General features: G+C 72.3%; 11 protein-coding genes. 3 read left to right on the forward strand and 8 right to left on the reverse strand.

Annotated elements, in window-relative coordinates:
* Positions 1-279: 279 nt before the first annotated feature.
* The 5 genes from IJH84_RS05490 to IJH84_RS05510 all read right to left on the reverse strand — a co-directional run bounded on the left by IJH84_RS05490 (position 280) and on the right by IJH84_RS05510 (position 6469).
* A complete protein-coding gene (locus IJH84_RS05490; protein ID WP_295141049.1) occupies positions 280-474 on the reverse strand; it encodes a hypothetical protein in 195 nt (64 codons plus the stop codon).
* Positions 475-630: 156 nt separating this feature from the next.
* Positions 631-2715 (reverse strand): ATP-dependent DNA helicase UvrD2, encoded by a 2085-nt coding sequence (locus tag IJH84_RS05495; protein ID WP_295141051.1) that lies wholly within the window; start codon positions 2713-2715, stop codon positions 631-633.
* A gap of 129 nt (positions 2716-2844) precedes the next feature.
* Positions 2845-3786, reverse strand: a complete 942-nt coding sequence (gene nudC / locus IJH84_RS05500; RefSeq protein ID WP_295141054.1) for an NAD(+) diphosphatase — start codon at positions 3784-3786, stop codon at positions 2845-2847.
* A complete protein-coding gene (locus IJH84_RS05505; RefSeq protein WP_200072632.1) occupies positions 3783-5150 on the reverse strand; it encodes a pitrilysin family protein in 1368 nt (455 codons plus the stop codon). Before IJH84_RS05505 ends, nudC begins: the two co-directional genes overlap by 4 nt.
* On the reverse strand, positions 5147-6469 hold the full coding sequence (locus IJH84_RS05510) for a pitrilysin family protein (RefSeq protein WP_295141057.1): 1323 nt from the start codon (positions 6467-6469) through the stop codon (positions 5147-5149). Before IJH84_RS05510 ends, IJH84_RS05505 begins: the two co-directional genes overlap by 4 nt.
* 494 nt (positions 6470-6963) lie before the next feature.
* Between IJH84_RS05510 and IJH84_RS05515 the strand changes: the two genes are divergently transcribed.
* Positions 6964-8001: a neutral zinc metallopeptidase gene (locus tag IJH84_RS05515; RefSeq protein ID WP_295141059.1), complete on the forward strand. Its 1038-nt coding sequence runs from the start codon at positions 6964-6966 to the stop codon at positions 7999-8001.
* Here the strand turns inward: IJH84_RS05515 and IJH84_RS05520 are convergent, their stop codons facing one another.
* Positions 8002-8391: a hypothetical protein gene (locus IJH84_RS05520; RefSeq protein WP_295141062.1), complete on the reverse strand. Its 390-nt coding sequence runs from the start codon at positions 8389-8391 to the stop codon at positions 8002-8004.
* 111 nt (positions 8392-8502) lie between these two features.
* Complete coding sequence (locus tag IJH84_RS05525) at positions 8503-9495, reverse strand: TrkA family potassium uptake protein (protein ID WP_233628219.1); 993 nt, start codon at positions 9493-9495, stop codon at positions 8503-8505.
* Positions 9496-9882: 387 nt separating this feature from the next.
* Between IJH84_RS05525 and IJH84_RS05530 the strand changes: the two genes are divergently transcribed.
* Entirely contained in the window at positions 9883-10254 is a 372-nt protein-coding gene (locus IJH84_RS05530) for a hypothetical protein (RefSeq protein WP_295141065.1), read from the forward strand.
* A 32-nt stretch (positions 10255-10286) separates the two neighbouring features.
* Complete coding sequence (locus IJH84_RS05535; RefSeq protein WP_200072627.1) at positions 10287-10814, forward strand: hypothetical protein; 528 nt, start codon at positions 10287-10289, stop codon at positions 10812-10814.
* A 17-nt stretch (positions 10815-10831) separates the two neighbouring features.
* Here the strand turns inward: IJH84_RS05535 and IJH84_RS05540 are convergent.
* On the reverse strand, positions 10832-11316 hold a 485-nt coding region (locus IJH84_RS05540), incomplete at its 5' end, for a hypothetical protein (protein ID WP_295141070.1).

Here is an 11316-nt window from a genome sequence, read left to right on the forward strand (position 1 = left end):
CAGGTCGGGGTCGCGGCGGCAGGGCACCTGCTCGGCCTGCCCGCTGGCGTCGAGCAGCGCGCCGACGGCGCCACCGCCTTCGCCGTCCGTCCCGCTGCATATCGGGACGCTCGTGCTGAACATCTTTCCTCCTACCTGCCCGGGCAGTGCGGCTGCCCGCGCGGACGGTGGGGAATTCCCCAGAACATCGGCATTTGCTTCGAGGTGGGTGCGCACAAAAAGGCCGCGGACCCCGCTGGTGCGGGTCCGCGGCCGTCGAAAAAGCCCAGGAGGGCGGTCCTAGATCAGTGGATCGAGGAACGACTCCATGCGAACCGGCACGGAACGGTCGGCAACCGGCAGTGCCACGTCGATCAGACGCGGCAGGGTGCGAACGCGGTCATAGCCGAGCCAGGCCGGAAATTCCTGGAACAGCGCGGTACCCCCGGACATGGGGTGGCCAGGGGTACCGAGCGTCTGCAAGCTCTTCATCACTGCCACCTCCTTCCGGGTCGACGCCGGGTTCCGGACACCTCGGCTGCGCGATATGCAGAGTATGGGGCCCGCGAAGCGGCCCGCAACCGATTTTTCGAAGTTCCGCCGATCGCGGAAAAAATGCTGTTCAGCGCAACCGGAGCGGGCTCGGGCGGATCAGCTGCGGGTGTGCTCGCCCTGCACCAGGGCGAGCACGTCGGCGCCGAACTTGCGGACCTTGGTCGCTCCGATGCCGGAGATCGCCACCAGCGCGGCCTCGTCCGGCGGCCGCTGCTCGGCGATCGCGGTCAGCGTCGCGTCGGTGAACACGACGTAGGCGGGCACGCTCAGCTGCCGGGCGCGTTCGCCGCGCCAGGCGCGCAGCCGCTCCAGCAAGGTCTCGTCCACATCGGACGGGCAGTCCGCGCAGCGGCCGAGCTTGATGTCCATCGTGCTCACCAGCACCGCCGTGCAGCTGCGGCAGCGCGGCTGGGACCGGTTGCGCGGCGCGGCGGCCGCCGCCGAACGGGTCTTCGCGGGCAGCGCCGCCGGATGCCCGTCCGGGACCTGGCCGTCCTGGAACCGGCTCGGGCGCCGGTAGCGGCGGCCGTCCGCGGCGCGGGCCAGCGCCCAGGACAGGTGCAGGTGCTCGCGGGCGCGGGTGACGCCGACGTAGAACAGCCGCCGCTCCTCCTCGATCGCGGCGTCGTCCTCGGCGTGCTGGATCGGCAGCGTGCCCTCGACCAGCCCGGCCAGGAACACCGCATCCCACTCCAAGCCCTTCGCTGCGTGCAGCGAGGCGAGCGTGACGCCTTCGACGGTCGGCGGGTGCTGCGACTCCGCGCGGGCCTCCAGCTCGGCGACGTAGCGCGGCAGGCCCGCGTCGGGAACCGACGAAGCCAGCTCCTCGGCCAATTCGACCAGCGAGATCAACGATTCCCAGCGCTCGCGGGCCGAACCGCCCGGCGGGGGCTCCTCGGTCAACCCGACCTCGCCGAGCACCGAGCGCACCGCGGCGGGCAGGTCCGCACCAGCGTCGGACCGGTTCTCGGCGGTGCGCAGCGCGACCATCGCCTGGCGCACCTCGTTGCGGGCGAAGAACCGCTCACCGCCGCGGACCTGGTACGGGATCTCGGCGTCGGACAGCGCCTTCTCGTAGACCTCGGACTGCGCGTTGACGCGGAACAGGATGGCGATCTCGGACAGCGCCACGCCGCGGCCCGCCAGCTCGGCGACCCTGCGGGCGAGCGCTTCGGCTTCCGCGGGCTCGTGGTCGTACTCGGCGAACTCCGGTTCCGGGCCGTCCGCGCGCTGGCCGACGAGCCTGAGCCGCGTTCCGGCGGGGCGTTCGCGGGCCGCGCCGATCACGCTGTTCGCCAGCGAGACCACCTGCGGAGTGGAGCGGTAGTCGCGTTCCAGGCGGACCACGGTCGCTTCCGGGAACCGCTTCGGGAAGCCCACCAGCCACTTCGGGGACGCTCCGGCGAAGGAGTAGATCGTCTGGTTCGCGTCACCGACCACGGTCAGGTCGTCGCGCGGACCCAGCCACCCGTCCAGCACGCGCTGCTGCAACGGGTTCACGTCCTGGTACTCGTCCACGACGAACGAGCGGTACCGGGAGCGGAACTCCTCGGCGACGTCCGGGTGCTCCTCCAGGATCGCCGCGGTGTGCAGCAGCAGGTCGTCGAAGTCCAGCATCCGGGCTTCGTTCTTGAGCTGCTCGTAGGCCGCGAAGACCTTGGCCAACTGGTGCGGCGCGACCGGCACGTCCCGCCCGGCCCGCGCGGCCGCGGTGGCGTAGCCGTCCGGTCCGACCAGGCCCGCCTTGGACCATTCGATCTCACTTGCCAGGTCGCGCACCGACTCCTTCTCGGTGGACAGGCCGACCCGGTTCGCGGCCTGCACGACCAGGCGGAACTTGTTGTCCACCAGCGGCCAAACCTGGGTGTCGTGCACCCGCGGCCAGAAGTAGCGCAACTGCCGGAACGCGGCCGCGTGGAACGTCTGCGCCTGCACTCCTGCGGCGCCGAGCCCGCGCAACCGGGTGCGCATCTCACCTGCGGCGCGGGCGGTGAACGTCACGGCGAGCACCTGCTGCGGCACGACCAGGCCGCGCTGCACCAGGTACGCGATGCGGTGCGTGATCGTGCGGGTCTTGCCGGTGCCCGCGCCCGCCAGCACGCAGACCGGGCCGCGTGGTGCGGTGACCGCTGCCCGCTGCTCCGGATCCAGACCTTCCAGGAGTCGCGGTTGATCGGCCATGCCGGGCATCCTCGCAGAACCGCGCGACCGACCGGCGGCAACCCTCGCGGCGCGTTTCGCGCACCGTTGCTGAGCTGGGAGTTCGCCGCCTTCCCCGTGCTGCGGCCGCTCCGGGACAGCTGCGCCCGATCAGTCCGTCCAGAAGGCCCAGCCGCGCAGCATCCGATGCGCGATGGAGACGCTGGGTGGCAGCCGCAGGCCCGGGATGATGCCGTCCTCGGTGTTCATGGCGGCCTGCACGTCCGAGCGGGACACCCAGCGGGCCTCCTCGATCTCGCCGTCCGCGGGCCGTAACGGCTGCGCCGGGTCGGCCACGGCGGAGAACCCGAGCATCAGCGAGCGCGGGAACGGCCACGGCTGGCTGGCCAGGTAGCGCACCCGGTCGGCGTGCACCCCGACCTCCTCGGCCACTTCGCGCTGCACGCAGGCTTCCAGCGACTCGCCGACCTCGACGAACCCGGCGATCACCGAGAACCGCTGCGGCGGCCAGCTCGGCTGGCGCGCCAGCAGCACCTGATCGGCGCCGTCGTGCACCAGGCAGATCACCGCCGGGTCGGTGCGCGGGTACTCCTCCCGGTCGCAGCCGGAGCAGCGCCGCGCCCATCCGGCCTTCACCCGGTTCGTCGCCGCGCCGCACACCGCGCAGTAGCGGGAGTGGTCGTGCCAGTTCAGCAGGCCGACGGCGGTGGTGAGCAGGCCCGCATCGGTGTCGTCGAGCAGCGCGCCCGCGACCCGCAGGTCCTTCCAGCCTTCCTGCGCTCCGTCGCGTTCGGTGCGCAGCGCCCAGTAGGTGGTGCCTTGCTGGCTGCCGAGCAGCACCGCGTGCGGGATCGGCTGCTCGCCGAAGGCGGCCGCCTCCTCGAAGACCAGCCCGCCGTCCGACGTGACCTGGGTGCGGCCCTTGCCGTCGACGAGCAGCACCTTGCCGGAGGCCCACAGCTCGGCGGGCGGGACCTCCCGCAGCAGCTCGGTGCGGTCCACAGTGGAACGGGACAGCAGCGGCGCGGCGTCCAGCTGGAAACCGCCCCCATCGTGGTGCTGCGCGGGGGATTGCGCGCATGCGCCGGTCACGGCAGCACCACCCCGCCCAGTGCGCGCAACTGGTCGCCGATCTTGTTCGCGTCGCCGACGATCACGCCGGTGAACGCGGTCGGCGCGTAGTGCAGCGCCGCCTCGGCGACCTGTTCGGCGGTGACCGCGCGCAACCGGTCCGGGTGCGCGGTGAGCCAGCGGTGGTCCAGCCCGGAAGCGGCCAGCGTGGACAACATCGATGCCATCCCGGACTGCGAGGAGGTGGAGGTCAGCAGCCCGCCGATGGCGTACTGCCTGGCCGATTCGACCTCCGAGGTGCTCGGCGGGACCAGCGCGAGCCTGCCCAGCTCGTAGCGGGTCTCCAGCAGCGCGGCCGCGGTGACCTCGCTGGCGGTGTCCGCGTCGACCAGGATCGTGCCCGCACCGCGGGTGAACTCGAAGGAGGAGTGCGCGCCGTAGGTGTAGCCCTTGTCCTCCCGGATGTTCTCCACCAGCCGGGACGAGAAGTAGCCGCCGAAGCACAGGTTCGCGATCTGCAACGCCGGGTAGCGCTCGTCGGTCCGGTGCAGGCCCTGCGCGGACAGCCGCAGCTGCGACTGCACCGCGCCTTCGCGGTGCACCAGCCGCACGTCGCCGCCGCGCAGCTCGGGCAGGTCCGGCAGCTCGCGGGCCCGCGCATCGGAATCCCAGCCGCCGAGGATCCGCGCGACCTCACCGATCACCGAATCCGGGTCGATGTCGCCCGCCAGCACCAGCACCGACCCGCGCGGCAGCACGGCCTGGGCGTGCAGCGCGCGCACGTCCTCCGCGGTGACCTGGGCGACGTCCTCGGCCTCCGGAACTTCGCGGACGAACGGGTGATCGCCGTAGCGGACCCGCTGCAGCTCCTCGCGCGCGATCACGCGCGGTTGCGAGCGGGCCACGGCGATCCGCTCGACCAGGCGGTCGCGTTCACCGGCGACCTCCTGCTCGGTGTAGGCCGCGCCAGTCAGGGCGTCGGCGAGCACGTCCAGCAGCGTGTCCAGCCCGCTGGACAGGGCGCTGCCCGCGAGGCTCAGCCGCTCCGGGTCGACCACCGCGTGCAGCTCACCGCCCACCCGGGCCAGGTCGGTGTCGACCTTGACCCGGTCGCGGGTGGCCGTGCCGGTCAGCAACGTCTCGGCCAGCACTTCCGCGCGGGCCGGGTGCATCGCGTCGTCCCCGGCGAAGGGGATGCGGAGCCTGGCTTCGACCAGCGGCACCGCGCCGTGCCGGACGGCGATCACGCGCAGCCCGTTCGCCAGCTCGGTGTCGACGACCTCCGGCGAACGCAGCGGGCGCGGCTCGGCCAGCGGCGGCAGCGGGCGCGGCCCCGCCTCGGTGCGGCCGATCTCTTCGGCGCTGCGGTGGGTTGCCTGCGTCATGCCGCACCTCCGGCGGAGTTCGAGTCGTTGGCGGGCCGCACCCGCAGCAGCGCGCGGGTGTCCGGGCGCAGCGCCTTCGCGGCGGCGGCGACCTGGTCGGCGCGGACCTCGGCGATTCGCCGCGGCAGATCGGCGACCAGTTCGGCGCGGCCGTGCACCAGCTCGGCGCTGCCCAGGTCGAGCGTGCGCGACACGACGCGGTCGTTCTCGCGGTGCAGCGAGGCGGCCCAGCGGGCGGTCACCCGGGCGAGCTCGTCCTCGGTCGGACCGTGCTCGGCCAGGTTCTCCAGTTCGCGGTCCACGGCGTCCACCACGCGCTCCTCCTCGACATCCGGGGTGTGGATGGCGGTGAGCGTGAAGGTGTCCGGATCCCGGGCGTCCAGCGGCGCGCCCATCAGCCCGCAGCCCGCGTGCACGTCCACCACCAGCGGCTCCTGGTAGACCATGCGCTGCTGCAGCCGGGCGGCGTCGCCGTCGGTGAGCACCGCGGAGAGCACGATGTTGGCCAGGTACTGGTCGAGCTCGCCGACCGGGTCCGGCAGCCGGTGGCCGAACGCGATCGCGGGCAGCGGCGCGTGCGGGTCGACGTGTTCGCCGACGAGCTCCTCGGTGGGGAACGGCTCGGCGAACGACGGGCGCGGGCGCACCTCGCGGGCCGGGACGTCGCCGAAGTGGCGGTGCACCAGCTCGATCGCGTGCTCGGCGTCGAAGTCCCCCGAGATGGTCAGCACGGCGTTGCCGGGCGCGTAGAAGGTGTCGAAGAACGCCGCGCAGTCGTCGACGGTGGCCTTCTCCAGGTCGGTGAAGTCCCCGTAACCGTTGTGCGCGTTGGCGAACGTGGAGTACAGCACCGGCGGCAGCAGGATCCACGGGAAGCCGCCGTAGGGCCGGTTGAGGACGTTGAGCCGGATCTCCTCCTTGACCACGTCCACCTGGTTGCGCAGGTTCTCCTCGGTGAGCTTCGGCGCGCGCATCCGGTCGGCTTCCAAGAACAGCGCCCGCTCCAGCGCCGCCGCGGGCAGCACCTGGAAGTAGTCGGTGTAGTCCTGATGCGTCGAACCGTTGAACACACCGCCGGAGCCCTGCACGTGCCGGAAGTGCGCGAGCTTCTCCAGGCTCTCGCTGCCCTGGAACATCAGGTGCTCGAACAGGTGCGCGAAGCCGGTGCGGCCTTCCGGTTCGGAGCGGAAGCCCACGTCGTAGTGCACGCTGACGCCGACCACGGGGGCCTGCCCGGAAGCGCCCTGCGCCGAGTCCGGCGCGAGCACCACGCGCAGCCCGTTGGGCAGGGTGAGGCGCTGCAGTTGGGGTTCGACCATGTCCCGCAGCTTACGTCCGCGCGGTCACGGCGCGTCACGCCCCCGTTGCCTCTCCGCTCGTGCTTCGGCCGCCCGCGGCGTTGCGCGCGGTGCGCTCCGGCCGCTGCCGCCCGTGCCCCGGAAGTTCAACGGAACGGCTGGTCAGCGAGTCGCGGGCGGTTCAAGGCCGATAGGCCGCCGCGCCCTTGGGCGGCATCCGCTCGCACCGCCTGATCAAACCCTGATCGAGTGGCGCGGGTGCGTGTCGGCCCGCCCGGCGCGGAGCGGGCGGTCACCTCGCCCAGCCGCCCGGGCACGCGGGACGAGTCGTCGGCCGACCCCTCGCAATCCCGCCGGCTCACAACGGACAGAACGGGACCCAACGCCCGATCCGCCCGGCCGGCGGTCTCGCATCGATCGAGTTCGTGCGATCCCCGATCGGGTGGACGCTAAGCTCCCACCCGCGATCAACGAGGTGCGATCGCGCCGCGCGGCCAGTCGTTTGGAGTCCAGCCATGACGCAGCCACCGCCGCAACGACCCGGTGCGCCATCCGGCCGCCGGCAACAGCCGGACCCGCGCTCGGCAGGCGACAAGCGGCGGTCCGGCAACACGGGGCTGATCGTCGGGCTGGTCATCGTGGGAATCTTCCTGCTCGGCTTCGGCACGGTCGGTGTGGGCGCCATCGCCCTCAACACCGGCACCACCGGCGGCGACCGGCCGGTCACGCACGATCCGACCGATCTCCCCGCCCCGGCCTCCGGCACCGAACCTTCCGACGAGGAAACGACCTCCAGGCGGCCCGTGCGCCCGCGCCAACCCGATCACGCGTACGCGAGCGCTCCGCGCCCGGTTTCCGCACTGGCCGAGAACCCGATCAACATCGCGGGCAACGGCGCCGTCGACGCGCCTTGCCCGTTGCCGCCGTTCGCCACCGACACCGCAGCGCAGGACGCGTTCTACCAAGCCGCGGCGCCCTGCCTGATGCAGGCGTGGGCGCCCGCGCTGCGCGCGGCGAACCTGCCCGCGCGAACGCCTTCGGTGGTGACCACCGCAACCGACCTGAACACCCCGTGCGGCCACCGCACCTGGGACCAGACGGCGATGTACTGCCCCAGCGACAACACCATCTACATGACCTCGCGCTACTACGCGGAGAAGGAGAACCGCGTCGAAGGCGGCGCCTACCTCGGGCAGTTCGCGCACGAATTCGGGCACGCGATCCAGGCGATGAGCGGGATCAACCCGGCCTACCTCGACGCATCAAAGGCCGCAGGCGGCAGCAGTCCCGCCGGGCTCGAGCTGACCCGGCGCTCCGAGCTGCAAGCGACCTGCTTCGAAGGGATGACGCTGGCCGCGCTGCAGAACGGCGGCGTGCGCAACGACCTCGTGCTGCCCGCGCTGGCCGATTCCCGGGCGCGCGGCGACGAGTACAACGAGCAGCCCGACCACGGCCGCATCGCCACGAACACCAAGTGGATCGACCGGGGATTCAGCGGCAACGAGGTGACCGCGTGCAACACCTGGGCCGCCGCACCATCCGATGTGGACTGATCAGGCGGGTTCCGGGCGGCGCAGCAGCAACGCGTAACCGCCGCCCGCCACCGCGGCCAGCGTGCCCAGCACCCAGCTGATCCGGGTGCTCGGCCCGCCGTCACCCGTCGCGTCGCCCGCGCGGAACGCGCGATCGCCGCGCTTCGGGACCTGCACCTGGAATTCCTGCCCGCGGTTGTGCCCGCAACCGTCCAGCCGCAGCCGCCGCACTTCCCCGTCCACGCGGACCTCGACGAGATCGCCCTGCGTGGCCCTGCCGCACGGCACCGACTCGACGACCTTGGCCTGCGCGGTGCGCCCGCCGGGCAGGCCGCTTTCCGACAGCCGCCACCAGGAGAAAGCCACCACGCCGAGGCCGAGCAGTCCCAGCACAACCAGGATCAGCCCCACCGATGCCGAACCACCTCGTCGCCCCACGGTGTGATCGTCCCAGAACGCCGGGTGGCGTCTTCGCGCACCGGCCCGCTCACGGTTCGGCGGGGTTCACGGTCCAGCCGGGGTTCACGGTTCGGCCGGGGTGACCTTCTTGACGTAGAGCAACCGGTCGCCGTCCTCGATCGCATCGGCTTCCGGAGCGTCCACCCGGTACAGCTCGTCGCCGCGGACCACGCCGAGCACGATGTCCGACAGGTGCCGCGGCGAACCGCCGACCTCCGACGGCTCCACCTCGCGTTCGGCGATCGCCAGCCCCACGTCCGGGGTGAGCAGGTCCTCGAACATCTCCACCACCGACGGCGTGGTGGTCGCCATGCCCAGCAGCCTGCCCGCGGTCTCGCTGGAGACCACCACCGAGTCCGCACCGGACTGCCGCAGCAGGTGCACGTTCTCGGCTTCCCGCACGGCGGCCACGATCTGCGCCTTCGGCGCCAGTTCGCGGGCGGTGAGCGTCACCAGCACCGCGGTGTCGTCGCGCGCGGGCGCGATCACGACCGCGCGCGCCCGCGGCAAGCCCGCCACGCGCAACACGTCCGAGCGGGTTCCCGAACCGTTCACCGTCACCAGGCCCAGCGAGGACGCCGTCTCCAGCGCGGCGTGGTCGGTGTCCACGACCACGATCCGCCCCGGGTCGGCCCCGTCGCCGAGCAGCGCCGTGACCGCGGAGCGGCCCTTCGTCCCGTAGCCGATGACGACCACGTGGTCGCGCACCTTGGACCTCCAACGTTGGATCTTCAGCGCCTGCCGGGAGCGTTCGGTGAGCACTTCGAGGGTGGTGCCGACCAGCACGATCAGGAACAGCACCCGCAGCGGCGTGATGACCAGCACGTTCACCAGCCGCGCCAGCGGGCTGATCGGGGTGATGTCCCCGTAGCCGGTCGTGGACAGCGAAACCGTGGCGTAGTAGACGACGTCGAGCAGGCTCAGCTCGCCGCCCGCGGAGTCCCGGTACCCGTCGCGTCCCAAGTAGACGATCAGCACGGTGGCCGCCAGCGCCAGGATCGCGCCGATGATCCGGCGCACGATGGAACGCCCGGGGCTGACCCGCGCTTCCGGCATCCGGATCACGCCGACGAGGGTGTGGTCCGGGCGGTCGGTGAGCCGGTCGCCGGTCTCCTCGCGCGCCCGCGCGTTGATCAGCGAGGCGGGCGAGATGCGGCCGCGCCCGCTCACCGCGCGCCCACCCGGCCTGCGGCCGTCGCAGGTCCGCCTGCGGCCGTCGCGCGTTCGCTCACCACTCCCCCGATTCCGGCTCGTTCGCCGTGGTCGCGTCGGACCCGCAGAACATAACCCGGGCGCACCCGGCCGAACCAACGCCGGTCGGCAACCACGCCGGAGACCGTTGCGGCACCCGCGACAACCCGGACGGACCGGGCGAACGGGAGCCGGATCCTGGAAAGCTGCGGGGCATTGTCCGCCGCGGCCGCCCGTGCGAGGCTGCCGGGCATGTCCGCGAAACGTTCGGTCCGCGTGCTCTCCGGAGCCCTCGCCACGATGGGCGCGCTGCACTTCCTGCGCCCGAAGCCGTTCGACGGGATCGTCCCGCGATCGCTGCCGGGTTCCGCCCGCACCTGGACCTACGTGTCCGGGGCGGCCGAGCTGGGCTGCGTGGCCGCCGTGGCGCACCCGCGCACTCGGCGGGCCGGGGCGCTGGTGACCGCCGGGTTGTTCGTCGGCGTGTTCCCGGCCAACCTGCGGATGGCCGCCGACTTCCGCCGGAAACCGTTGCCACTGCGGCTGATCGCCTACGGCAGGCTGCCGCTGCAGATCCCGCTCGTGGCCTGGGCGCTGCGGGTCCGCCGCGAGGCGGGCGAGTAAGCACGGTCACCCGCGAGGTTTACGATCTTCGAGTGCAGGAACTTGAGCACGCCGCAGCAGCACTCGGCTGGCACGGGCAGGTCGTTTCCGACGTGGCAGCGCTCGGGTCCAGATTCGCCGCCGTGACCCGCGTCCGGCCGGACGTGCACCGGTGGCGGTGTGCGCACGGCTGGACCCCGGAGAACGATCCGGCCTGGTTCCGCTCCTGGTCGCAACCCAACATGCACGATCACCTGCCGGTCGCCGCGATCGACATCGTCGGAATCCTCGTTCCGGTGCGCAAGGCCAAGCACGGGATGCGGGCCTGCGGAACGCTGATGACGCTGGCGCCGTGCAGCGTGGTGCTGCCGCCCCGGCACCCGTACCGCCCGTGGCCGATGACCGAAATGGACTACTACGGCGTCGGAGTCGTGCAGGACAACGGCCCGGAACCGTCCGAGGTGCTGCTGCAGCCGGAGGACCGCTCCGCCGAGTTCGGCGCCCCGTTGTTCGGCCGCTGGTTGCAGGAAGTCCTGTATTCGCTGATGTTGCAGCGCGGCCAGCAGAGCCCGGCGTCCTGACCCGATTCGCGGACGGCTCAGGCGAGGACGTACTCCCGCCAGTTGAGCCCTTCGGGGTTCCAGCTCAGCCCGCGGCCGTTCTTGATCGAGCGCAACGCCTGCACGGTGTGCGGCCAGCGCCGGGCCACGTTCGCCGCGGCCACCGGCGTCATCAGGTCGCTGGTGCGCTGGTGCCTGCCGGGGCCGAGGAAGGCGACGCCATCCGGCGTGGACAGGATGTCGGTGAGCGTGACCTGCCCGGACAGCGCTGACTTCTCCACGCTGATCAGGGAGTCCGGCTGCACGTCCGACGGCCAGCTGCGGCGGTCCAGGTCGGCGGCGACGGGCGTTTCGCAGTTGCCGCAGCGGCACTCGAACTCACCCGCCCAGCCGTGCCTGGTCCAGGACCACACGACCGCGCCGCCGCGGTCCAGGTCGGTCAGCGCCGAGACGTGCGGCCACGCGGCGACGACGGCGCCGAGCACGGTCCGCTGGGTCGGCGGATCGGCGCCGGGGCCGGTGA

The sequence above is a fragment of the Saccharopolyspora sp. genome, assembly GCF_017434145.1.
Taxonomy (GTDB): Bacteria; Actinomycetota; Actinomycetes; order Mycobacteriales; family Pseudonocardiaceae; genus Saccharopolyspora_C; species Saccharopolyspora_C galaxeae.

Excerpts from the sequence above, each read along its gene's own strand:
- IJH84_RS05495 (WP_295141051.1), bottom strand. The coding sequence starts at position 2,715 with ATGGCCGATCAACCGCGACTCCTGGAAGGTCTGGATCCGGAGCAGCGG.
- IJH84_RS05505 (WP_200072632.1), bottom strand. The coding sequence starts at position 5,150 with ATGACGCAGGCAACCCACCGCAGCGCCGAAGAGATCGGCCGCACCGAG.
- IJH84_RS05510 (WP_295141057.1), bottom strand. The coding sequence starts at position 6,469 with ATGGTCGAACCCCAACTGCAGCGCCTCACCCTGCCCAACGGGCTGCGC.
- IJH84_RS05515 (WP_295141059.1), top strand. The coding sequence starts at position 6,964 with ATGACGCAGCCACCGCCGCAACGACCCGGTGCGCCATCCGGCCGCCGG.
- IJH84_RS05525 (WP_233628219.1), bottom strand. The coding sequence starts at position 9,495 with ATGCCGGAAGCGCGGGTCAGCCCCGGGCGTTCCATCGTGCGCCGGATC.
- IJH84_RS05530 (WP_295141065.1), top strand. The coding sequence starts at position 9,883 with ATGTCCGCGAAACGTTCGGTCCGCGTGCTCTCCGGAGCCCTCGCCACG.